This is a genomic window from Microtetraspora sp. NBRC 13810, from assembly GCF_030268685.1.
In the GTDB taxonomy this organism is placed as follows: Bacteria; Actinomycetota; Actinomycetes; order Streptosporangiales; family Streptosporangiaceae; genus BSRQ01.
The window spans coordinates 92,511-115,438 of the sequence record NZ_BSRQ01000005.1 but is presented as its reverse complement, the minus strand read 5'-3'; the positions used below and the strand labels follow the sequence as shown (position 1 = coordinate 115,438).

The following is a 22,928-nucleotide window of genomic DNA, read 5'->3' as shown; positions in this document are numbered from 1 at the left end:
CGGCGTCTACGAGGAGGGGCTGTCCGTTCTTCCCGAGGACACCGCACGTTCACGAATCGAGGTCGGGACCCGCCGCCCGGACCCGGTCGACATGCTGCAACGCGTCGCGCAGCTCGGCCAGCCAGGTGTCGGTGTGCCGGCCCACGAGGCGCACGCACCAGGCCAGCGCGTCACTGCGGCTGCGGGCCACGCCGGCCGCGACGAGGGTGTCGAGCACCTGCCGCTCCTGCTGCCTGAGCCGGGTCATGACGGGGACCGACAGTGTGGTGAACATCACTGTCTCCTCCGCGCACGAGACCCCCCACGACACCTTCCTGCGGAACCGGTGCTCCACCTCGCGGGCGATCTCGATGCGCCGCTCCCTGGTCTCCTCGCGGAAGCGCCGGATCAGCCCTTCGACGTGCGCGGCCCGCTCCGCCTCGGGCGCGTCGTCGGGAAGCTGCGGATCGGGCAGCTTCCCGACGATCGTGACTTCCTCCCGGTCGAGGGTGATCGAAGGGGGCGCGCTGAACCACTCGGCCGGCAGCCGGCCCGCGAACCAACCCCGTAGCTGTGCCACTGCTTCATCGCTTTCCATGTAATCGAGATTACATCGCAAATCGGCGACATGGGCGGGTGAGAACACCCAGCCGATCGGAAACGGGGATCAGCGGACGCTCTGCGCGACCTGTGGGCTCACCCGGACGACGCCGGCGAGGTTCTTCGTGTAGACCGGGGCGATCTTGACGACGTCACCGGTCCTCGGCGCGTTGAGCATCTTGCCGTCGCCCCAGTAGATCGCCACGTGCGAGATGTACCCGGGATTGGTCGGGTCGTTGCGCCAGAAGATCAGGTCACCCGGCTGGGCCTGGTCGAGCGACACCTGCGGCCCGGTCACGAACTGCTGGTGGGTGACCCGGGGCATCTTCACGCCCGCCTGGGCGAACGCCCACTGCACCAGCCCCGAGCAGTCGAAGCTGTCCGGCCCCTCGGCCCCCCACACGTAAGGCCGGCCGATCTTGGAGGCGGCGGCCCTCAGCATCGCCTCCACCTGCGGCACCGACATCAGCGACCCGGTGGGCCAGTTCTGCTGTTGCTGCTGCGGCGGCGGGGCCTGGTTCTGCCGCCCCTGCGTGCTCTGGCCCTGGCTCTGGCTCTGGCTCTGGTTCTGGCCGGTCCCGCCCCTCGGCGCCACGAGCACCGGGTTGATCGTCGCCACCTGGGAGCCCTTCGGCAACGCCTTCAGCAGCGCGGCCCTCACCTTGGCCGAATCGGTGCCGGGGGCGCTGATCACCAGCGCGTTGTTCTGCGGCATGCCGAGCGACCGGCCGGTCTGCCGGGACACCACCGCGTCGATCGAGCCCATGCCCATCGTCGCGTAGCCGCCCACCCGGAGCGTGCCCCCGCCGGCCGGGACCGTACGGCCGAGCGCCAGCCCGCCGTCGTTGCCCAGCACGAAGGACACCACCATGTCGCCGGACGCGACGTTCCGCCACAGCCCGTCGGAACGCGCGGTGGGCTTCGGGGTGTAGGCGCGGAAGGTCGAGGGATCCACGCCGAGCGTCTGCACCTGCTTGCCGTCGATCGTCACCTCGGCGGCGTCGGCGATCTCCACCGCCTTGATCCCGGCCACCTTGCCGACCTTGACCAGCGTCTCGTTGGTCAGCGGCTGGCGGGCGACCGCGAAAAGGTGCGGCGCGCGCAGCTTGCCCAGCTCGGCGACCTGCGGCGACGCGCTCGGCACCGGCTCGGTCGCCGCGACGTAACCGCCGCTCATCCGCTGCGGCGCCACCTCGGCCGGCGGCCCGGCCGCGGCGCTCCCCCGCCTCGACAGCTCGTTCAGCACCATCAGGTCGGCGGTGACGACCGCCACGAGCACCCCCGCGATCACCGGGACCGCGCGGCGCAGCAGCCGGATCCTGCGCTGCCTGCGGCGGGTGCGGTGCCCGTCCACGGGCGGCGGCTGGAGCTGCGCGTAGTAGGCGTAGTAGGGCTGTTGCCGGGGATCCTGGGCCCGCGCTCGCTCATCGAGCACGATCCCACCCCTTCCTGCCCTTAACTCCCCGATGCGTGCCTAAAGAGGATGCCGCACTTCCCGCTCCGGCGCACGTCTTACTGGTAAAACGGGGTGATCCGTACGCACCGGATTCGGCCAACCGGCGCGGGCATGAAGAACCGCCGGAGCCCGGACCCGGCCCCGGCGGATGCGGATGCTGTCAGTTGCCGATGTACGGCACGGCCTCGAGGATCTCCACCGTGTTGGACCGGCCGTTGGGCATGGTGTACGTCGCCTTGTCGCCGATCTTCTTGCCGTTGATCGCGGCGCCGAGCGGGGACTTGGGCGAGTAGACGTCGATCGGGGCACCGCTCTCCTCGCGGGAGGCGAGCAGGAAGGTGACCTCCTCGTCGTCTCCCTGGAAGCGGATGGTGACCGTCATGCCGGGGCCGACCACGCCTTCGGTGCGCGGCGCCTCACCCACCCGGGCGTTGTCCAGCAGCTGGCGAAGCTGGAGGATGCGCCCCTCCATCTTGCCCTGCTCCTCTTTCGCCGCGTGGTAGCCACCGTTCTCGCGCAGGTCACCTTCTTCGCGGGCGGCCTCGATCTTCTTCGCGATGTCGGTACGCCCCGGGCCCGAAAGGTACTCCAGCTCCGCCTTCAGGCGGTCGTACGCCTCCTGGGTGAGCCAGGTGACGCTCTCGGTGTGGGAGTCGGCCACGGGTTCTCCTTGCTTCCTCGTAAGGGGTTTGCTCTCAGTGATGCATCGGGCACGTTCGAATTTCGAAAGGCTAACAAGTTAACGGCTCGAACGCTTCCCCAAATGTCTCACTATACGAGATAGCAGTACTGGACGTGAACCGCAGTGGCCTTGGCGGTGGTGCTTACTCGCTCGGTGCGCACCACATATGCCTCACCTGCGGGAATAGTGACCTCGCGGCTGCCGACCTCGGCGTGATCCGTATCCAGCGCGCGCAGACGGCAAAGTGCTCCCTGATCGGAAGGTTTATGTATCTCGTAGGTTATCTCCGCCGAGTCTGCCCTGCTCGCGTCGAAACTGATCACCTGACTGCTCACCCCGCCGCTGTCGCCGGTCGCGGCGTACATCACGTAGCCCCACCCGCCCGCGGCGATCGCCACCAGCACCCCGATCACGATGTGGACGACGAGCCGGCCCTGCCGCTGGGGGCGGTCGGGCACCTCCGGGAGGTCGTCGGGGGTGCCCAGGACGGGCGTGAACGACTGGCCCTTCCCGGCCTCACTGGTGGCCATGCGGAATCTCCCTGCACTCCCTGAGCGTTATCCGAGACAATTGTCCCCCGTAGGGGTGTCGCCCGTCGCGTCCGCCCCAGGAGAAACTAACCTGTCTTGACCAGTGTTCCGTCTAGCGATCTGACCGATCCCCGAGGAGACATCGGCACCGTGAGTGCACCGCTGCGGCTGATGGCCGTCCACGCGCATCCTGACGACGAGTCCAGCAAGGGCGCGGCGACGATGGCGCGTTACGTCGCCGAAGGCGTCGAGGTGCTGGTCTGCACGCTCACCGGCGGTGAGCGCGGCTCCGTCCTCAACCCCAAGATGGACCGGCCCGAGGTCCTCGCCAACCTGACCGAGGTGCGCCGCCAGGAGATGGAGAGCGCCCGCGAGATCCTCGGCGTGTCCCAGCGCTTCATGGGCTTCGTCGACTCCGGCCTGCCGGAGAACGAGGAGGAGCCGCTGCCCGAGGGCTGCTTCGCGGTGCAGCCCCTGGATGTCGCCTCCGCGCCGCTCGTCGCCGCGGTGCGCGAGTTCCGGCCGCACGTGATCCTCACCTACGACGACGACGGCGGCTACCCGCACCCGGACCACATCATGACCAACCGGGTGTCGGTCGAGGCGTTCGAGGCGGCCGGCGACCCGGACCGCTACCCCGGCACCGGCGAGCCCTGGCAGCCGCTCAAGCTCTACTACCAGATGGGCTTCGGCAAGGAGCGCTTCGAGGCGCTGCACGAGGCGATGACCAGCCGCGGCCTCGGCTCGCCGTACGCCGACTGGATCTCCCGCTGGGAGGACCGGCCGCAGAAGTGGCCGGTCACCACCAAGGTGCCGTGCAGCGACTACTTCGACGTCCGGGACCGCGCGCTGCTCGCGCACGCCACCCAGATCGACCCCGACGGCTTCTGGTTCGTCTGCCCGACCGAGCTCCAGGCGGAGGTCTGGCCGACGGAGGACTACCACCTGGCCCGCTCCCTGGTGGACACCGAGCTGCCCGAGGACGACCTGTTCACCGGCATCCACGCCGAGGACGTCGCCCCGGTCCGCAACTGACCCGGCCGCCCGGCGGGGAGGCGCGCCCGCGCCTCCCGCCCGGCGGGGCGGGGGGCGCGGATGGCAGACTGGACGGGTGACTATTCTCGCCGCCGCCGGCGATGTGAGCCCGGGCCTGCTGGGCTTTGTCGTCGTCGCCGGGCTCGGCATCGCTCTGTACCTGCTCGTCAAGTCGATGAACAAGCAGATCTCCAAGATCGATCTCCCGCACGAGAACGAGCAGGAGTCCAACGGCAAGGTGAACGGCACACCCAAGCCCAACGGCGCTCACTGAAGGGATCAGCATGAGTGAGGAGATCGTGGTCGCCGACAACCCGGAGGCGTCCCGCTACGAGATCACCGTGGACGGGAAGCCCGCCGGGTTCGCGGCGTACCGGCTACGACCCGGAAAGATCATCTTCACCCACACCGAGATCGACTCAAGCTTCGAAGGCCGTGGCCTGGGCGGCCGGCTGGCCTCCGGAGCCCTCGACGGCGCCCGTGCCGCGGGCCTCGCCGTCGGGCCGATCTGCCCCTTCTTCGTGAGATACATCCAACGCCACCCGGAATATCAGGACCTGGTGGCCGAGGACTACCGCGAGGCCGTCGAGAAGACCGGCTGAGCGAGCCGCCGCCGCGGCGCGTGGCGGGCACCGCCGTGCCCGCCCGCACCGGGTCTCACTCCGACGGGGTCCAGGCGCGCTCCAGCGCCTTCGGCAACCCCCACCAGCCCAGCGGCGTCAGCACCTCGGCCTTGTCCACGACGCCCAGCTCCCGCCACAGCGGGACGACCGGCATGAAAAGCGTCTCGGTCGCCTCCACGTCGTCCGGATCGCCCGGCTCGCCGGCGATGTCCTCGGACTCCGCGATCAGCCGGGCGATCCGCTCCGCCGAGGCCAGCACGCCCGGCCCGCGCCTGGCCAGCGCCGCCACGGCGGCCAGCCAGTCGGCGTGGTGGATGGCGCACAGCGCGGCGAGGATCGTGTCCTCCGGGCTGAGGTCGCCCTCCAGGTCGGTGAACTCCTCGACCGTGTCGTCGTCCTCCGGCAGGTCCGAGATCGGCCCGGCCACCCCGGCGACGACCGCCAGCCACAGCTCGGCGTCGTCGGCGGGCGGCTCCTCGTCGTCCAGGCCCGCGCAGGCCCGCAGGATGTTGCCCGGATAACCGGACGAGGCCAGCAGCCCGCGCAGCCGTACGGCGGCGGCGCGCAGCTCGGCCTCCGGCCGCGGCGGCTCGGGCAGCTCGCCCATCACCCGGCGCAGCTCGCTCAGCGCGAACGCCTCCTCCTCGTCCCAGGCGGCGAAGAGCTTCTCGTCCTGCTCGTCGGTGACCGCGAACATCGGCACCCTGCCGTCCGGCAGCGGCTCGTTGAGCCAGCGCTCCTGAAGCTCCTCGTACGCCCGGCGGGCCTGCTCGTCCTCGGCCGCCAGCGCGTCCGGGCTGATCTCCCCGGCCGCCACCCGGCCCTCCAGGTACGCCACCAGCAGGTCGTACATCTCCTCGGCCACCGGGCCGCGCTCGTCCTCGTCGGGCCACACGAAGTAGGTGCGGGTCAGCAGGATCGGCTCGGTGCCGGTGGCCTCCAGCCAGCGTTGCACCTCGCCCACGGTGGCGGCGCCCGACTCGATGGCGCCGAGCTTCTGCTTCGCGGAGTCCCAGAAGGTCGCCGACAGGGGGTTGCCCGCGGCCAGGAACGCCCGGCGCAGCTCGGGAAGCGCGACCAGGGCGACCCCCGAGGGCACCGCGAGCAGCGCCCGCGCGACGTCCCTGCGGGTCAGCGCCTTGGCGGGCCGGCCGGCATAGGTGCAGACGAAGTCCAGATCCACGCGACCTGAGCCTACGCCCCCGGGAGCCGGTGCGGGAGGATGGACTCATGGCCAACCGCCTCGCGAGTGCGACCTCGCCGTATCTGCTCCAGCACGCCGGCAACCCCGTCCACTGGTACGAATGGGGCGAAGCGGCCTTCGCCGAGGCCAGACGCCGTGACGTGCCCCTCCTCGTCTCCGTGGGCTACTCGGCCTGCCACTGGTGTCACGTGATGGCCCACGAGTCCTTCGAGGACGACGCCACCGCCGGGTTGATGAACGCGCACTTCGTCAACGTCAAGGTGGACCGTGAGGAGCGTCCCGACGTGGACGCGGTCTACATGGGGGCGACCCAGGCGATGACCGGCCAGGGCGGCTGGCCGATGACCGTCTTCACCACGCCGGACGGCGACCCTTTCTACGCGGGCACCTACTTCCCGCGGGCGCAGTTCCAGCGGCTGCTGACGGCTGTGGCCAAGGCGTGGAGCGAGGACCGGGACGCGCTGGCCGCGCAGGGGGCCAAGGTGGTGGACGCGCTGACCGAGCGGTCGGCGCTGCCCGGCGGGCCGGTGCCGGAGGCGGCCACGACCGCGCAGGCCGTACGCGGCCTGGCCGGGAGCTTCGACGCCGCGCGCGGCGGTTTCGGCGGCGCGCCGAAGTTCCCGCCGTCGATGGTGCTGGAGTTCCTGCTGAGGCACGCGGCGTCCGGCGCGCCGGCCGGGGCCGACGCCCTGGAGATGGCCGAGAGCACCCTGGAGGCGATGGCCCGCGGCGGCATCTACGACCAGCTCGGCGGCGGCTTCGCCCGCTACAGCGTGGACGCCGGCTGGGTGGTGCCGCACTTCGAGAAGATGCTCTACGACAACGCGCTGCTGCTGCGGGTCTACACGCACTGGTGGCGGGCCACCGGCTCGGTGCTCGCCCGGCGTGTCGCGCTGGAGACCGCCGACTGGCTGCTGCGCGAGATGCGCACCCCCGAGGGCGGTTTCGCCTCCGCGCTGGACGCGGACAGCGAGGGCGTGGAGGGCAAGTTCTACGCGTGGACGCCCGGCCAGCTGCGCGCCGTGCTCGGCGAGGAGGACGGCGCGCTGGCCGCGTCGGTCTACGGGGTGACCGACGCGGGCACCTTCGAGCACGGCTCGTCGGTGCTCGTGCTGCCCGCCGACCCGCCCGAGGGCTTCGAACGCGTGCGGTCCGCACTGGCCGCCGCCCGCGAGCAGCGGGTACGGCCGGGCCGGGACGACAAGATCGTCGCCGCCTGGAACGGCCTGGCCGTCGCCGCCCTCGCCGAGACGGGCGCGCTGTTCGGCCGGCCCGACCTCGTCGAGGCGGCCCGCGCGGCGGCCGGATTGCTGGAGGAGGTGCACGTCAGCGGCGACCGGCTGCTGCGCACCTCGCGCGACGGCCGCGCCGGGCCCAACGCGGGCGTGCTGGAGGACTACGCCGACGTGGCCGAGGGCCTGCTCGCGCTGTACGCGGTGACCGGCGAGGAGCGCTGGTTCCGGCGCGCCGGCGCGCTGCTCGACGTCGTCCTCACCCGCTTCGGCGACGGCTCCGGCGGCTTCTACGACACGGCCGACGACGCCGAGCGGCTCTTCCAGCGTCCCCAGGACCCCACGGACAACGCCACCCCGTCCGGGCAGTTCGCCGCCGCCGGGGCCCTGCTCTCCTACGGCGCGCTCACCGGCTCCGCCCGGCACCGGGACGCCGCCCTGGCCGCGCTCGGCACGGTGTCGGTGCTGGCCGGGCAGCATGCGCGGTTCGCCGGGTGGGGGCTCGCCGTGGCCGAGGCGGCGATCGCCGGGCCGGTCGAGGTGGCCGTCGTCGGTCCGGAGGGCGACGAGGCGGCGGACGCCCTGCACCGGGCCGCGCTGATGTCCGCCAACCCCGGCCTGGTCATCGCCCGCGGCATCCCCTCGGACGCGCCCGCCGTGCCGCTCCTCGAACACCGGGCGCTGGTGGACGGCGCCCCCGCCGCGTACGTCTGCCACCACTTCACCTGCCGGGCCCCGGTCACCACGGTCGCCGGGCTGAGGTCCCAGCTCGGCGCCTGACCTCGCCCGGCCTCCGAGGCCCCGGGGTCCCGGTCAGGCGGCGTCGTCCCCGAGGAAGTCCAGCAGCAGGGCGTTGACCTCCTCGGGGGCCTCCAACTGCATCCAGTGCCCGGCCTTCTCGACGCGCTCGTAACGCCACGGCGCGTCCACGTACTCCCCGGTGGCGGTCATCTGCGCCTCGGTGAGGAAGCGGTCGCCGCTGCTCCACACGCCCATCGTGGGCACCTGGAGCCGGGGCATGGCGGGAGAGGGCAGCAGCAGCGCCTCGGGCGGCAGGACGGCCCGGTAGACCGCGAGGGCCGAGGTCAGCGCCTCCGGGTCTCTCAGCCTGGCGATGACCTCGTCCTCCTCCGGGTGGGCCGCCCACTCCCGCACCGCCCGGAAGTCGTCCTGCGCCAGCCAGCGCTCGGCGAGCCCGGGGAACTGGAAGGCCAGCATGTACCACGACTTCTCCCGCTGCGCCATGCCGCCGTGCGCGAAGGCGGCCGGATGACCGACGGACAGCAGCGTGAGGCTGTGCACCCGGTCCGGCAGGAAGGCGGCGAAGGCCACCGCGATCGCGGCCCCCCAGTCGTGTCCCACGACGTGCGCGCGGGTCACCCCGAAGTGGTCGAGTACGCCCGCGAGATCTCCGATGTGCTGGGCCATCCCGTAGTCCTCGACGGCCGCCGGCCGGTCCGAGGCGCCGAACCCGCGCAGATCGAAGGTGACGGTCCGGTATCCCGCCGCGTTCAGCGCCGCGACCTGCGCCCGCCACAGCGCGTGCGTGTCCGGGAACCCGTGCACCAGCACCACCGCCGGCCCCTCACCGCTGACCTGCGCCTCCAGCCCGATCCCGTTGACCTGAACCCGCATCCCCGGCCCCTCCCTCGCCGTCGACGATCCACCCCTCCGAGATCCGCCACCATAACCTCGGCCGCGGCTCGCGGGGAGCCCCGGAAGGACTCCCGGGGTCAGCCCGCCGGCGGGCGCAGGTCGGTCGGCGGCTGGTCCTCGGCCGGCGGCTGGTCGGGCGCCTGCTCGACGGGGCCGCCGCCGTCGTCGGGGGCCTGCTCCTGCTGTTCGAAGCCCGGGTCGTCGAAGGGCGGCTGGGACTCCTCCTCGGGGGGCTGCTCCTCCGTGCCGGTCGGCTGCGGGTCCGGCTCGGCCGGCTCGCCGCTCTCGGTCGGGCGCTCGTCGGGGGCGACCGGCTCCTCGTCGCGCTCGTCCCGCCAGGAGTCGTACGGGTTCCAGTAGGGGCCGTAGCCGTACTCGGACGGCTCGGGGAACTCCTTGACCGGCTTGCCGCGCATGGCCTCGGTCATGAACGCCTGCCAGATCCGGGCCGGGAGGGTGCCGCCGTACAGGTCGCCGTAGCCGGGGACGGAGACGGTCTTGTTGTCGTCGCGGAACATGTTGACCGCGGTGGCGAGCTGCGGCGTGAAGCCGGCGAACCAGACGGCGGCGGACTCGTCGCTGGTGCCGGTCTTGCCGGCCACCGGGCGGTCGTAGAGCCGCGCCGACGTGCCCGTCCCGGCCTTGACCACCTGGGTCATCGCGTAGGTGGCGTCGGCGGCGGTCTGCTCGCTGAACGCCTGGTCGGTCCTGGCCCTGATCTCGGTGGTCCGGCCCGAGGCGTCGGTGACCGAGCGGATGACGTGCGCCTCGTGGTGGACGCCGTTGGCCGCGAAGGTGCCGAAGCCGGACGCCTGCTGCACCGCGCTCACCGAGGCGACGCCGAGCGGGAAGGTGGCCGCGCTCCGGTGCGGGTCGATCTGCGCCTTGGGGATGCCGGCCGCCTCGGCCAGCTTGGCGACGTTGTCCAGGCCGACCTTCTGGCCGAGGTCCACGAACGCGGTGTTCACGGAGTTCTGGGTCGCGGTGACCAGGTTGATCATGCCGTAGGAGGTGCCGCCCTCGTTCGGGATGGGGGTGGAGGCGGACGCGACGGTCATCGGGGAGTTGCCGTTGACCCGGGTGGACAGCGGCAGGCCGGCCTGGAGCGCGGCGGCCAGCGTGTAGGGCTTGAACGTCGAACCGGCCTGCACCTTGGCGGAGAACGCGTTGTCGTACTGCGAGGACTTGAACCGGCCCCCGTAGAAGGCGATCACCTCGCCGGTCGCCGGGTCGACGGCGGCCAGGCCGGTGCGCACCTCCTTGGGCGTGTCGTCGGGCAGCACCGAGTTGACGGCCTTCTCGGCGGCGGTCATCAGCTTCTTGTCGAAGGTGGTGGTGACCTTCAGGCCGTCCTGGTTGATGTCCTCGTCGCTGTAGCCGCGCCGGTTGAGCTCGGCCTCCACCTGGTCGACGATGTAGTGCTCCTGGCCCTTGGGGATGAGGGTGCTCACTGCCTTGTTGAGCTTGGGGAAGCGCTGCTCGGCGGCCTGCGCGGCGGTGAGGGCGCCGGTCTGGCGCATGGCGTTGATCACGCTCTTCCACCGCTCGGTGGCGGCCTTGAGGTTGGCCCCGGAGGGCTCGGCGAACCGGGAGGGCTGCTGGATCACGGCCGCGAGGTAGGCCCCCTGCGCCACGGTGAGCTTCCCCACGTCCACCCCGAAGTAGGCCTGGCTGGCGGCCTGGATGCCGGACGCGCCGCGCCCGAAGTAGATCGTGTTGAGGTATTGCTCCAGCACCCAGTCCTTGGAGCGGGACCGGTCGACCTTGAGGGCGACGATGATCTCTTTGATCTTGCGGGTGATCGACCGCTCCTGGCTGAGGCCGCTGTAGTAGTTGCGCACCATCTGCTGGGTGATGGTGGAGCCGCCCTGCAGCTGCTGGCCGCTCACGGTGGACCAGACCGCGCGCGCGGTGCCGCGCAGCGAGACGCCCTCGTCCTGGTAGAAGGTGCGGTTCTCGGCGGCGATCACGGCGTCCCTGACGTACTTGGGGACCTCCGCGAGCTTGACGTTCTTCCGGTTCTCGCCCTGGCGGGCCAGCACGGTCTTGCCGTCGCGGTAGAAGATCACGGAGCCCTGGGCGACAGCCGTCTGGGAGGCGTCGGGGATGGGGGTCATCGCCCAGGCGACGCCGAAAACGGCGATCAAGGAAATGATCGCGATTCCGACGGCGATCAGCAGACGGCGGAGGAATCGCCGTCTGGGCAGTATTCGCAGGGCCTGCCGCCCCGGCACACCTTTATCCGCGCCGTTTCCCACGTGCAACCCCCCGATCGCATTTTCCGCAGCCGATCCCCGAACGACTAGGCGGACGTTAAGGGTAAACGATCGATAACGGTGCTCGGGACCTCCACTTGGATGGTACGTCCATCTCCCCGCGTGTCGTGCGGCATCCGCGACGAGCGGCGGCACCCGATATGACGGCGGCGTGTCGAATTCGATCATCGGCGAGACCGCGAACCGCGAAGATGATCGGATTCGCGCGACCTCTGTGAGCCGGCCGATCGCCGAGTTGTACAGATATCACCAATTTTCCGAAAGCCCACTGTCCGAATTGTCCAGACTTCCCGGACACTGTTGCACAAAACGGAGAACCGACTCGAGGGTAGAGGGTATGGCTGATCTTTTCCCCGTGCGTGGAATGGACGCCGTGGTTTTCGCCGTCGGCAACGCCCGGCAGGCCGCGCACTTCTATTCGACGGCGCTCGGCATGCGACTCGTCGCCTACCGGGGACCGGAGAACGGCAGTCCCGACGAAGTCTCCTACGTACTCACCTCCGGCTCGGCCCGGTTCGAGCTGCGCGGCCCGGTCCGGGCGGGCACCGGCCTGGCCCGGCACGTGGCCGCGCACGGCGACGGGGTGATCGACCTCGCCATCGAGGTGCCCGACGTCGCGGCGGCCTACGGGTTCGCGCTGGCCGGCGGGGCCCGCGGGCTGGCGGAGCCGTACAAACTGGAGGACGAGCACGGCAGGGTCGTGCTCGCGGCCATCGCGGCGTACGGCGAGACCAGGCACACGCTGGTCTGCCGGGACGGCTACCACGGTCCTTACCTGCCCGGATTCGTGGCCGCCGATCCTCTCGTGGCCCCGGGGAAGCGGCTCTTCCAGGCCGTGGACCACTGCGTCGGCAACGTCGAACTGGGCCGGATGGACGAATGGGTGGAGTTCTACCGGCGGGCGATGGGCTTCACCAACATGGCGGAGTTCGTCGGCGACGACATCGCCACCGACTACTCGGCGCTCATGTCGAAGGTGGTCGCCGACGGCACCAGGAAGATCAAATTCCCGCTCAACGAGCCCGCCCCCGGCAGGAGGAAGTCACAGATCGACGAGTACCTCGACTACTACGGCGGGCCGGGCGTGCAGCACATCGCGCTGGCCACCGGCGACATTCTGACGGCGGTGGACCACATGCGGGCCGCGGGCGTGCGGTTCCTGGACACGCCCGCCAGTTACTACGACGACCCCGATCTGCGCGCCCGCATCGGCAAAGTGCGGGTCCCGGTCGGGGAGCTGCGGCGGCGGGGCGTCCTGGTCGACCGGGACGACGACGGTTACCTGCTGCAAATCTTTACCAAACCCGTTCAGGACCGGCCGACCGTCTTCTTCGAGCTGATCGAACGGCACGGCTCGCTCGGCTTCGGAAAGGGCAATTTCAAGGCGCTCTTCGAGGCGATCGAGCGCGAACAGGAGCGGCGCGGCAACCTCTGACGAACCCTCCCAGGCACCCGGAAAGGGCATGAAAACGCTTTTCGAAGTTGCCTGACCAGGTCGGACACCTCGCGTAGTCTTGCGAGTCAACGGCTCGTCTGCGGCTCGGCACACCCATGCCCCGGGCCCAAGAAGGGGGACTCACGGCTCATGGGTATCGGCCGGCTCACACTCGCGGTGTCCGTCACACTCGCCAGCACGCTCGCCTGTGCGGCGACCACGGGAGGCGGGGTGGTCCCGCCCGCGGGCGGCGCCCCGGGCGGGACCGTCGCCTCCCACGCGCCGAACACGAGCACGGCCGGCGCGGCCGGCATCGGCGACCCCGACTTCCCGCACGACGGCAACGGCGGCTACGACGTGCGCCACTACGGGCTGAAACTCGCCTACGACCCGGCCGCCAAGCATCTCAACGGCGTGGCCCTCATCGACGCGACCGCCTCCCAGGGGCTGTCCCGGTTCAACCTCGACCTGTCCGGCCTGAAGGTCGACACGGTGAAGGTCGACGGCACGCCGGCCCGGTTCTCGCGCAGCGGCACCGAGCTGACCGTCTCGCCGGAGACGCTGATCAAGGACAAGGCGCCGTTCCAGGTCGAGGTGCGCTACGGCGGGGAGCCCAAGCCGATGCGCGACTCCGGCAACCTCGGGCTGTACGGGTTCATCCCGACCGCCGACGGCGCCTTCGTGACCTGTGAGCCCAACGGCGCGAAGACGTGGTTCCCGGCCAACGACCACCCCGCCGACAAGGCGAGCTTCGACTTCTCCATCACCGTCCCGCAGGGCGTGACCGCGCTGGCCAACGGCGAGATGACCGCCAAGCCGCAGACCGCCGACGGCAAGACCACCTGGACCTGGCGCGAGAAACACCCGATGGTGACCTACCTCGCCACGATGACGCTGGGCAAGTTCGACCTGCGCGAGGGCAAGACCGCGTCCGGCATCCCCAACTTCGCGGCGGTGGACCCGAAATATCGCGCCTCGCTGGACCGGGTCTACCGGCTCTCCGGTGAGATCACCGACTACTGGAGCACGGTCTTCGGCCCCTACCCGTTCTCCTCCACCGGCGGCGTCGTCGACGACTACGCCGCGGGCTACGCGCTGGAGAACCAGACGAAGCCCATCTACGGCGGCTTCGACCCCGACCAGGACATCATCGCCCACGAGCTGGCCCACCAGTGGTTCGGCGACAGCCTGAGCATCTCCCGGTGGAAGGACCTGTGGCTCAACGAGGGCTTCGCGACCTACGCCGAGTGGCTGTGGAGCGAGCACACCGGCAGGGGCACCGTCGACAGCATCTTCAAGCGGCACTATGCCGCCAAGAGCGACCCGATGTGGAAATACCCCCCGGGCAAGGCGCGGGCCGACGACCTGTTCAACAACTCCGTCTACACCCGTGGCGCCATGACGTTGCAGGCCCTGCGCCAGCGGATCGGCGACGAAGCCTTCTTCCGGCTCCTGCGCACGTGGGCCGACCAGCACAAGTACGGCAACGTCACGACGGACGAGTTCGTCACGCTCGCCGAGAAGATCTCCGGCAAGCAGCTCGACGGGCTCTTCGACGCCTGGCTGTACCAGCCCAGGCGTCCGGAGTCGTGGTGAGCGTCACGGCCGGTCGGGCTTGCCCGCCGTGTAGAGCCAGGCGGTGAAGAGGTCGTCCAGCTGCCTGCCGGAGATCTCCTCGGCCAGGGCGACCAGGTCGGCCGTGGTCGCGTCGCGGTGCCGGTACTTCGTGGCCCAGGCGGCGAGCAGCTCGGAGAACGCCTCGTCGCCGATGGTCAGCCGCAGCGCGTGCAGGGTCATCGCGCCCCGGGTGTACACCGAGCCGGCGAACATGCCGGCCCGGCCCGGGTCGCCGGGCAGCGGCTTCTTCCACATCGCGTGGCCGGCCGGCCGGGCATAGTACCGGTCGAACGCCTGCTGCGCGGTGTCGCCGCCGTGCTCCTCCGCCCACATCCACTCGGCGTAGGTGGCGAAGCCCTCGTTGAGCCAGATCTCCTTCCAGGAGGCCGGCGAGACGCTGTTGCCGAACCACTGGTGGGCCAGCTCGTGCACGACGAGCCCGTCCTCGGGATACTTGCTGTCGTACACCGGCCTGGTCTGGGTCTCCAGCGCGTACTCCACTTTGGCGTCATCCAGGATGCCGCCGGTGGAGGAGAACGGGTACGTGCCGAACTTGTCGCTCGCCCAGTTCGTGACCTTCTCCGTGGTGTCGTACAGGAGACCTTCGCTCCTGCTCAGCTTGGGATCCACCGCGGTGATGTTGAGGACGCCGGTGTTGTAGCCGCTCTTCACCCGGAACTTCCCGATCGCGACGGTGAGCAGGTAACTCGCCATCGGCTCCCTGGACTCCCACACCGAGGTGCTGCGGCCCTTGGCGGTGCTGACCTCGCCGACCGGCTCGCCGCTGGCCAGGCCGGTGAGGCCGGCCGGCACGGTGAGCCTGACCCGGTAGGACGCCTTGTCACTGGGGTGGTCGTTGACCGGGAAGAACGAGCGGGCCCCGTCCGGCTGGGAGAGCACGACGGCACCGTCGGCGGTCGGCACCCAGCCGTAGACGCCGAGGGCGGCGTCCTTGATCGGGGCGAGCGGGCCCGCGTAGGAGACGGCGACCCTGAAGTCCTGGCCGTCCGGGATCGGCCGGGCCGGGGTGATCACCAGCTCCTGCCCGTCCCGCCGGAACTTCGCCTTGCGCCCGTCGACCAGCACCTTGGTGACCTTCGGCCCCTGGAAGTCCAGGTTGAACCTGGACAGGCCACGGGTGGCCGTGGCCCGCATGGTCGAGGTGGCGACCACCTTGCGCGAGGAGGGGGTGTAGTCCAGGTCGAGGTCATAGTGCACGGCGTCGTATCCGCCGTTGCCGGCCAGCGGGAAGTAGGGGTCCCCGAGCCCGGAGGACCCCGGCGCGAACGCCGCGCCGGAACCGGTCGTGGCGGCGGTGGCGGCGGTGGGGGCGAGCAGGGCGGCGGTGGCGGCCATGGCCGCGATCGTCGTGGGTACGCGTGGGCGCATGGCGGACTCCGGTGCTGTGACTATCTCAGGGGACCCGGTAGTACGGCGGGCGCTGCACGGCTTCCCGCACGGTACTCAGGGAAGATCGAACTGTAGCAGCAGGCGCCCGGCCGCCGCCGCGCACGCAACCGAACGGTGTTCAGCCGAAGATGAGTTTGTAACCGTCGCGGCGCAGCGCGCCCAGCACCTCGTCACAGTGCGCCGGTCCCTTGGTCTCCACCTGGAAGAGCACCTCGGCCTCGTCGAAGTGCAGCCGGGAGCCGACCCGCTCGTGCACCACTTCCAGCACGTTGGCGCCCAGCTCGGCCAGCCTGCCGAGCAGGGTCGCCAGGGCGCCGGGCCGGTCCGCCAGCCGTACCCGGAAGGCGAGGTAGCGCCCCGCGGCGGCGAGGCCGTGCCTGAGCACCTTGGACAGCAGCAGCGGGTCGATGTTGCCGCCGGACAGCACCGCGACCACCGGCGGCTCGAAGGCGTGCGGATGGGCGAGCAGCGCGGCGACCCCGGCCACCCCGGCCGGCTCCACCACGAGCTTCGACCGTTCCAGGATCATCACGAGCGCCTGGGAGATCTCCTCCTCGGTGACCGTCACCACGCTGTCCACCAGGTAGTGGATCAGGTCGAACGGCAGCTCGCCCGGCCTGCCGACCGCGATCCCGTCGGCCATCGTGGAGGCGGGCTCGACCATGACCGGGTGCCCGGCCGCGAGCGAGGCGGGGTAGGCGGCGGCCCGCTCGGCCTGCACGCCCACGATCCGCACCCCCGGCCGCGACGACTTCACCGCGAGCGCGATCCCGGCGGCCAGCCCGCCGCCGCCGATGGCCATCACGATCGTGCCGACGTCGGGGAGCTGTTCCAGGATCTCCAGCCCTATCGTGCCCTGCCCGGCGATCACGTGCGGGTGGTCGAAGGGGTGGATGAAGACCGCGCCGGTCTGCTCGGCGTGCTCCCTGGCCGCGGTGAGCGCGACGTCCACGGTCTGCCCGGCGAAGATCACGTCCGCGCCGTACGCCCTGGTCGCGGCCACCTTGGGCAGGGGTGCGCCCTCCGGCATGTAGACCGTGGACTTGGCCCCGACGAGCCCGGCCCCGAGCGCGACCCCCTGCGCGTGGTTGCCCGCGCTGGCCGCCACGACGCCCCTGGCCCGCTCCTCCTCGGTCAGCCCCGCGATCCGCACGTAGGCGCCGCGGACCTTGAACGATCCGGCGCGCTGGAGGTTCTCACACTTGAGGAAGACCTGGCCGCCGATGAGCTCGGACAGCAGCCGGGAGTGCAGCACCGGGGTCTGCACCGTGACGCCGGACAGGACCTCGCGGGCGGCCACGACGTCCTCGTACGTCACCTGAGGCTGAGACATGCGCCAAGTCTCCCACTCCCGTCCGGACGGGACGCGGTCGGCCGCTCCTCAGCGCGAGTCGGCCGCGCCCGGCCTGGTGAGACGCTCGGGATCGACCACCTGGTCGAACAGCGACTCGCTCACCCCGGACTTGAGCGCGGCCTCCCTGAGGGTCAGCCCCTCGTCCAGCGCGCGGTGCGCGATCGCCGCCGCCCGGTCGTAGCCGATCACCGGGCTCAGCGCGGTCACCATCATGATCGAGCGGTCGATGTTCTCCTTCAGGGTGGCCTTGTCGAGCCGTACGCCTTCCACCAGGTAAGTGCGGAAATGATCCATCATGTCGGACAAGATGTGGATCGAGTGCAGCACGTTGCTGATGATGACCGGCCGGAAGGCGTTCAGCTCGAAGTTGCCCTCGGCGCCCGCCATCGAGACGGCGGTGTCGTTCCCGACCACCTGGATGGCGACCATCAGCATCGCCTCCGCCTGGGTCGGGTTCACCTTGCCCGGCATGATCGACGAGCCCGGCTCGTTGGACGGCAGCAGCAGCTCGTGGATGCCGGTCCGCGGCCCCGACCCCAGCCAGCGCATGTCGTTGGCGAACTTGAACAACGACACCGCGAGCGCCCGCAGCGCCGCGGACACCCGGACCAGCGCGTCGCACGACGCCTGGGCGGCGAACTTGTTCGACGCGCTGATGAACGGGTGACCGGTGAGCTGGGCCAGCCGCTCGGCGACCTCGTCCGCGAAACCGGGCGGCGCGTTCAGGCCGGTGCCGACCGCCGTGCCCCCGACGGCCAGCTTGTACAGGCCGGCCCGGGTGATCGTCAGGTACTCGATGGCGTCCTGGAGCTGGGCCACGTACCCCGACCACTCCTGGCCGACCGTGAGCGGGGTGGCGTCCTCCAGGTGGGTGCGGCCGATCTTGACGACGTGCGCCCACCGGCGGCTGTTGCGGTTGGCCGAGTCGCACAGGTGCGCCGCCGCGGGCATCAGCATCTTGTCGATCGCGTGCACCGCGGCCAGGTGCATGGCCGTGACGAAGGTGTCGTTGGACGACTGCCCCATGTTGACGTGGTCGTTGGGGTGGATCGGGTCCTTGCCGCCGAGCCGTCCGCCGACGAGCTGGATCGCCCGGTTGGAGATCACCTCGTTGACGTTCATGTTCGACTGGGTGCCCGACCCGGTCTGCCAGACGTAGAGCGGGAACTCCGCGTCCAGCTCACCGGCGATCACCTCGTCGGCGACCCGGCAGATCAGGTCCGCCTTCCACCGCGGCAGTCGGCCGGCCTCGGCGTTGACGGCCGCCGCGGCCTTCTTGACGTACCCGTAAGCGTGGTAGACGGCCTTGGGCATGCGGTCGTCGCCGATGTCGAAGTGGATCAGCGACCGCTGGGTCTGCGCGCCCCAGTAGTGGTCCGCGGGCACCTCGATCTCGCCGAGCGAGTCGCTCTCCGTCCTGGTGCCGTGCGCGTCCAGCCCGATGGGGATGTCCCTGACCTGCGGTCCCCGCGCGTTGCCCGCCATCACTCCTCCACGGCCCTGATCAGGTGGTAGTCCGGTTGCCACATGGCCTCGTGCACCTGCCGTACGGTGTCGCGCATCTCGGTGCGGGCCAGGCCCTCGACGGCGGCCCGTTCGGCGACGGCGACCGCGACGGCCGCCGAGACCTCGCGCAGGTTGTCCACCTGCGGCAGCAGCGACGCGCCCGGCAGCGAGGCGTTCACCAGCCCGGCGACCGCCTCCGCGGCGGCCTGGAGCATCCCCGCGCTCACCCGCCGCGCCCTGGAGACCACCACGCCGAGGCCCAGCCCCGGATACAGCAGGGCGTTGTTGGCCTGGCCGATGGTGTAGGTGACGCCCTTGTAGGTGATCGGCTCGATCGGGATGCCGGTGGCGATCAGGGCGCGGCCGTCGGTCCAGCGCAGCAGGTCGCCCGGCACGGCCTCGATCCGCTCGGTCGGGTTGGAGATCGGGAAGATGATGGGCCGGCTCCCGTCGTAGGCCATCTGCCGGACGACGTCCTCGGTGAAGGCGCCGTGCACGGTGGAGGTGCCCAGCAGCATGGTCGGTTTGACCTGCCGGACGACCTCCTCCAACCGGATGCGGCCGCGCTCGTCCCTGTGCCAGCCGGTCACCTCGGCGGCGGGGCGGGCGTAGGGCATCTGGAAGTCCCGCAGATCGGACATGTCATCGGTCAGCAGGCCCTGCTTGTCGACCGCCCAGACCCGCCGGGTCGCGGTGTCGCGGTCCAGGCCGTCCCTGGCCATGGCGTCGCGGAGCTGGTCGGCGATGCCGCAGCCCGCCGTGCCCGCGCCGAAGATCACGATCCGCTGGTCGCGCATCGCCCGCCCGGACACCTTGACCGCGCTCAGCATGGCGGCCAGCACGATCGCGCCGGTGCCCTGCATGTCGTCGTTGAAGGTGGGGATCTCGTCGGTGTACCGCTCCAGGATGCGGCGGGCGTTGGACGGGCCGAAGTCCTCCCAGTGCAGCATGGCCATCGGGAACATCCGGGTGGCCGCCCGGACGTAGGCGTCGATGAACTCGTCGTAGCGCCGGCCGCGGATGCGTTCGTGCGGGTTGCCCACGTAGGCGGGGTCGTTGCGCAGCGCCTCGTTGTCCGTGCCGACGTCCAGCGCGACCGGGATGACCCGGGCCGGGTCGATGCCGGCCGCCGCCGTGTAGACGGCCAGCTTGCCCGCCGCGATGCCGGCTCCCCCGCCGACGCCCCAGTCGCCGATGCCCAGGATCTCCTCGGCGTCGGAGGCCACCAGCAGATCGACGTCCTCAGGACCCATCCCGAGGTCCTCGAACGCCTTCTCGATCCCGCCGGGGTCGTCGATGGACAGGTAGACGCCGCGCGGGCGCCGGTACTCCTGGCTGTACGCCTTGATCGCCTGGGCGACGACCGGGTCGTAGACGATCGGCAGCATCTCCCGGAGGTGATCGCTGAGCAGCCGGTAGTACAGGACCTCGTTGCGGTCGCGGAGCCCTTCCAGGTAGACGTTCCTCAGCAGGTCGGACGGCTGCGCCCGGTACTGCGCGTAGACCCGGCGCACCTGCTCCTCGATCGTCTCGACGGCGGGCGGGATGAGCCCGTCGAGGTCGAGGTCGGCCCGCTCCTCCTTGGAGAACGCGGTCCCCTTGTTCAGCAGCGGCTCGTGGAGGATCCCGAGACCCCGCGCGGCCGTCGTGTAACTGCCGTCGTCCTGTTCCGCGAAGCCCCTGCTCACCCTGGTCGGTCGTCTGGCATGCGACATCGTCGTCCCCCAACTCCGTGCCCGTACGACGATGGCCCCCGGCGGTCATCGCCGAGCGATCTCACCCTTGCCCCCTGCGACGACACACACACCCAAACGGTGATAAATCTCTTTTTTCGGCATTTAATTGGTCGTTGGGGACCAGTAGCGGTGGCCGACCAGCAGGAGGGCGGCGGCGCCGATGAGCCCGGCGTCCTGGCCGAGCGCGGCGGGAACCACCCGGACCCGGCGGGCGAAGCCCATCCGGGCGTGCGCGCGCAGGGTCTCCTCCAGCGGGTCGAAGAGCAGCCGGCCCGCCTGGGAGAGGCCGCCGCCGATGGTGACCAGGTCGATGTCGCACAGGTGGGTGGCGGAGGCGATCGCCAGGCCCAGCGCCCGGCCCGCCCGGCGCATCGCCGCCAGCGCGACCGCGTCCCCCGCCGCCGCGTCCGCCGCCAGCCGCCGCCCGGTCGCCTGCCCGGCCTCCTCATACCCCGCCGCCCCCGCGGCCCCTTCCATCCCGGCCGTCCCCACGGTCCCCGTGGTCCCCGCGTACGGCGTCGCGCTCGGCTGCCAGCCCTGGGAGACGGCCCAGGCTGCGAGGGCCGGGCCGCGGGCGACCGCCTCCAGGCAGCCGCGCCCGCCGCAGCCGCACTCCGGGCCGTCCGGTTCGACGATGATGTGCCCGATGTGCCCGGCGTTGCCGGTGCCGCCGTCGATCAGCCTGCCGTTGAGGATGAGCCCGCCGCCCACACCGGTCGACACGACCATCCCGATCATGTTGTCGGCGCCGCGGCTGTCGCCGCCCGTGTTGCCGCCGCCGGTGTTGCCGCCGCCGGTGTTGCCACCGCGGATGCTGTCGTCGCGGGTGTCGCCGCCGCTCCGCCCGGCGCCCTGCCAGTGCTCGGCGACGGCCACGCAGACGGCGTCGTTGTGAATGCGCACCGGCACCCCCGGATACCGCTCGGCGAGCCGCTCGCGCAGCGGGAAGCCGTGCCAGCCTGGCATGTTGAGCGGCGAGACCACGCCCTCCGGCCAGGCCATCGGACCGCCGCAGCCGACCCCCACCCCGGCCGGACCGTTGTCGCCGGCCACCTCGTCGAGCAGGTCGGACAGGGTTTTCCACAGGGCTTCCGCGTTACCTCCAGGCGGGGTCGGCACCCGCACGGCGGCGGTCAGCCCGCCCGTACGATCCACGAGTCCGGCGGCGAACTTGGTGCCGCCGATGTCGATCGCGAGCACCGGCTTCTGATCGTTCACGGTCACCGATCGTAGGAGCCGGTCCCGCGGGTGGAGAAGACGAGGATGGAGGCGGTGAAGCCGTGCACGTGGTTCTGCCCGCCGACCGGGCCCACCTCACCGGCCGCGAAGAACCCGGCGACCCCGATCGGGCCGAGGGTGTCGCGCAGCGCGAGCGCGTCGTGGTCGGCCGTGCCGAACATCGCCGATCCGCGCCCGTTGCAGGCGAAGAGCAGCGCCCCGTCCACCCTGCCGAACTCCTCGCGGTGGGCGTCGAGCAGCTCGTAGAGGTCCTCGTCGGCGGTCTCCGCGTCCCGCACCTGGAACCGCACGGTCCGCCCGATGTCGATCACGTCGCCGACCGCCACGGCCTCCCGGTCCGGGTCGATGCCGAGCACCCCCCTGATCAGGAAGTCGCCCCGCTCGTGCCGCTCCGCGTATTCGTCCATCGCCAGCCCGATCTGCAGGCCGGAGGCGACGAGCTCGCGGTCGTCCTCCTCCAGGTCGCTGACGATGTCCTCCAGCCGGGCCAGCGCGGGCTGTCCGGCGAGTTCGAGCAGCAGGTTCTCCTCGGCGCGGGTGACCACCATGGTGGGGCCGATGGGCCGGCAGCCCTGGCTGACCACGGTGCTCACCTCGATCGGGCCGCTGAGGATGACGCCGATCGCGCCCTCGGTGTAGACCTCGCCGTCGGCGAAGAGTCGCACCGACCCGCGTCCCTGCAGGCCGTTGGCCAGGCCGCCGATCAGCGGCAGGTCGCCGAGCACCTCGCCGGACCGCTCGACGAAGGCGTCGGTGGGAAACGAGTAGGGATCCGCCAGCAGGATCGCCACCTGGTCGTCATGGCTCCGCTCCGGCAGCCCCACGACGACAAACTTGTCCTCCGCGCGCAGCGTCTCCAGCGCGAAGGGCGTCACCCGGGCGCTGCCCAGCGTGGCGGCCCAGGCGCTGACGGAGGAGCTGAGCTCCACCCCGCGGGCGTCGCCGATCACGCCGGTGGCACTGCAGCCGATCACATGGGCTCCGGGGGCCAGGGTCATGGCGCGCTGGCCGGCCCTGACCACGTCGTCGGGGTCCTCGCCGCAGATGAAGAAACACACCAGGTCGGCCGGGCCGCTCAACCCGGCGAGCGCCTGTCCGACCGCGGTCTCGGCGGCGGCGGACAGATCCGATCCCACGGCGAGGCCGTCGGCGAAGCGACTAGTCAAGAGTGCCACGCGTCTCGCCTCCCATTGAGCCGTCCCACCCTAACCTGGGTACCCCTACCCACCGATATGGGCTGTCCCCTTGGCCCGATTCTCCCCACTGTGCGGGCATACACGCACGCCAATCGTCACGCAATCGTCAGGATCCGTCGTTTGCGGACGAGACGGACTGTGGGCCAATCGGGCTGCCGGATT

Annotated in this window: 19 protein-coding genes; 6 read left to right on the top strand and 13 right to left on the bottom strand. The window is 71.0% G+C overall.

Going from position 1 to position 22,928, the window contains the following annotated elements; translation table 11 throughout:
• Positions 1-49: 49 nt before the first annotated feature.
• The 4 genes from abmR to QSK26_RS12280 form a co-directional block, all read right to left on the bottom strand.
• Positions 50-559, bottom strand: coding sequence for an ATP-binding transcription factor AbmR (gene abmR / locus QSK26_RS12295; RefSeq protein WP_285775201.1), 510 nt, complete (start codon positions 557-559; stop codon positions 50-52).
• 87 nt (positions 560-646) lie between these two features.
• A complete protein-coding gene (locus QSK26_RS12290) occupies positions 647-2,014 on the bottom strand; it encodes a C40 family peptidase (RefSeq protein ID WP_285775200.1) in 1,368 nt (455 codons plus the stop codon).
• A gap of 181 nt (positions 2,015-2,195) precedes the next feature.
• Entirely contained in the window at positions 2,196-2,696 is a 501-nt protein-coding gene (greA, locus tag QSK26_RS12285; RefSeq protein WP_285775199.1) for a transcription elongation factor GreA, read from the bottom strand.
• Positions 2,697-2,806: 110 nt separating this feature from the next.
• Positions 2,807-3,247 (bottom strand): DUF4307 domain-containing protein, encoded by a 441-nt coding sequence (locus QSK26_RS12280; RefSeq protein ID WP_285775198.1) that lies wholly within the window; start codon positions 3,245-3,247, stop codon positions 2,807-2,809.
• Positions 3,248-3,397: 150 nt separating this feature from the next.
• On the opposite strand from QSK26_RS12280, the gene mca reads away from it, so the two are divergent.
• The 3 genes from mca (at position 3,398) to QSK26_RS12265 (ending at position 4,884) form a co-directional block, all read left to right on the top strand.
• A complete protein-coding gene (gene mca, locus QSK26_RS12275; protein WP_285775197.1) occupies positions 3,398-4,282 on the top strand; it encodes a mycothiol conjugate amidase Mca in 885 nt (294 codons plus the stop codon).
• A gap of 76 nt (positions 4,283-4,358) precedes the next feature.
• Positions 4,359-4,556, top strand: a complete 198-nt coding sequence (locus QSK26_RS12270; RefSeq protein ID WP_285775196.1) for a hypothetical protein — start codon at positions 4,359-4,361, stop codon at positions 4,554-4,556.
• A gap of 10 nt (positions 4,557-4,566) precedes the next feature.
• Complete coding sequence (locus QSK26_RS12265) at positions 4,567-4,884, top strand: GNAT family N-acetyltransferase (protein WP_285775195.1); 318 nt, start codon at positions 4,567-4,569, stop codon at positions 4,882-4,884.
• Positions 4,885-4,939: 55 nt separating this feature from the next.
• On the opposite strand, the gene QSK26_RS12260 is transcribed toward QSK26_RS12265, so the two are convergent.
• Positions 4,940-6,088: a hypothetical protein gene (locus QSK26_RS12260; protein WP_285775194.1), complete on the bottom strand. Its 1,149-nt coding sequence runs from the start codon at positions 6,086-6,088 to the stop codon at positions 4,940-4,942.
• Positions 6,089-6,135: 47 nt separating this feature from the next.
• Between QSK26_RS12260 and QSK26_RS12255 the strand changes: the two genes are divergently transcribed.
• Entirely contained in the window at positions 6,136-8,121 is a 1,986-nt protein-coding gene (locus tag QSK26_RS12255; protein WP_285775193.1) for a thioredoxin domain-containing protein, read from the top strand.
• A 33-nt stretch (positions 8,122-8,154) separates the two neighbouring features.
• Here the strand turns inward: QSK26_RS12255 and QSK26_RS12250 are convergent, their stop codons facing one another.
• Positions 8,155-8,976 carry an alpha/beta fold hydrolase gene (locus tag QSK26_RS12250; RefSeq protein WP_285775192.1) on the bottom strand — a complete coding sequence of 274 codons (822 nt, stop codon included), beginning with the start codon at positions 8,974-8,976 and terminating at the stop codon, positions 8,155-8,157.
• Between the two features lie 98 nt (positions 8,977-9,074).
• Entirely contained in the window at positions 9,075-11,144 is a 2,070-nt protein-coding gene (locus QSK26_RS12245) for a transglycosylase domain-containing protein (protein ID WP_285775191.1), read from the bottom strand.
• Positions 11,145-11,637: 493 nt separating this feature from the next.
• Here QSK26_RS12245 and hppD point away from each other — a divergent pair, with 493 nt between their 5' ends.
• Both hppD and QSK26_RS12235 read left to right on the top strand, forming a co-directional pair.
• Positions 11,638-12,708, top strand: a complete 1,071-nt coding sequence (hppD, locus tag QSK26_RS12240) for a 4-hydroxyphenylpyruvate dioxygenase (protein WP_285775190.1) — start codon at positions 11,638-11,640, stop codon at positions 12,706-12,708.
• 177 nt (positions 12,709-12,885) lie between these two features.
• Positions 12,886-14,304 carry a M1 family metallopeptidase gene (locus QSK26_RS12235; RefSeq protein ID WP_285775189.1) on the top strand — a complete coding sequence of 473 codons (1,419 nt, stop codon included), beginning with the start codon at positions 12,886-12,888 and terminating at the stop codon, positions 14,302-14,304.
• Positions 14,305-14,307: 3 nt separating this feature from the next.
• Here the strand turns inward: QSK26_RS12235 and QSK26_RS12230 are convergent, their stop codons facing one another.
• The 6 genes from QSK26_RS12230 to QSK26_RS12205 all read right to left on the bottom strand — a co-directional run bounded on the left by QSK26_RS12230 (position 14,308) and on the right by QSK26_RS12205 (position 22,745).
• Entirely contained in the window at positions 14,308-15,714 is a 1,407-nt protein-coding gene (locus QSK26_RS12230) for a M1 family metallopeptidase (RefSeq protein ID WP_285775188.1), read from the bottom strand.
• Positions 15,715-15,853: 139 nt separating this feature from the next.
• Entirely contained in the window at positions 15,854-17,068 is a 1,215-nt protein-coding gene (ilvA, locus tag QSK26_RS12225; RefSeq protein WP_285775187.1) for a threonine ammonia-lyase, read from the bottom strand.
• A gap of 48 nt (positions 17,069-17,116) precedes the next feature.
• On the bottom strand, positions 17,117-18,574 hold the full coding sequence (gene fumC, locus QSK26_RS12220; RefSeq protein ID WP_285775186.1) for a class II fumarate hydratase: 1,458 nt from the start codon (positions 18,572-18,574) through the stop codon (positions 17,117-17,119).
• Entirely contained in the window at positions 18,574-20,283 is a 1,710-nt protein-coding gene (locus QSK26_RS12215) for an NAD-dependent malic enzyme (protein WP_285775185.1), read from the bottom strand. The genes fumC and QSK26_RS12215 overlap by 1 nt, the downstream gene beginning before the upstream one ends.
• A gap of 150 nt (positions 20,284-20,433) precedes the next feature.
• A complete protein-coding gene (locus QSK26_RS12210) occupies positions 20,434-21,549 on the bottom strand; it encodes an ROK family protein (RefSeq protein ID WP_285775184.1) in 1,116 nt (371 codons plus the stop codon).
• 2 nt (positions 21,550-21,551) lie between these two features.
• On the bottom strand, positions 21,552-22,745 hold the full coding sequence (locus QSK26_RS12205) for an FIST signal transduction protein (protein WP_285775183.1): 1,194 nt from the start codon (positions 22,743-22,745) through the stop codon (positions 21,552-21,554).
• Positions 22,746-22,928: the final 183 nt, after the last annotated feature.

What these genes read in the sequence shown, in the direction of transcription:
- QSK26_RS12280 (WP_285775198.1), bottom strand. Translation starts at nt 3,247, where the DNA reads ATGGCCACCAGTGAGGCCGGGAAGGGCCAGTCGTTCACGCCCGTCCTG.
- QSK26_RS12265 (WP_285775195.1), top strand. Translation starts at nt 4,567, where the DNA reads ATGAGTGAGGAGATCGTGGTCGCCGACAACCCGGAGGCGTCCCGCTAC.
- QSK26_RS12255 (WP_285775193.1), top strand. Translation starts at nt 6,136, where the DNA reads ATGGCCAACCGCCTCGCGAGTGCGACCTCGCCGTATCTGCTCCAGCAC.
- QSK26_RS12250 (WP_285775192.1), bottom strand. Translation starts at nt 8,976, where the DNA reads ATGCGGGTTCAGGTCAACGGGATCGGGCTGGAGGCGCAGGTCAGCGGT.
- hppD (WP_285775190.1), top strand. Translation starts at nt 11,638, where the DNA reads ATGGACGCCGTGGTTTTCGCCGTCGGCAACGCCCGGCAGGCCGCGCAC.
- QSK26_RS12230 (WP_285775188.1), bottom strand. Translation starts at nt 15,714, where the DNA reads ATGCGCCCACGCGTACCCACGACGATCGCGGCCATGGCCGCCACCGCC.
- ilvA (WP_285775187.1), bottom strand. Translation starts at nt 17,068, where the DNA reads ATGTCTCAGCCTCAGGTGACGTACGAGGACGTCGTGGCCGCCCGCGAG.
- fumC (WP_285775186.1), bottom strand. Translation starts at nt 18,574, where the DNA reads ATGGCGGGCAACGCGCGGGGACCGCAGGTCAGGGACATCCCCATCGGG.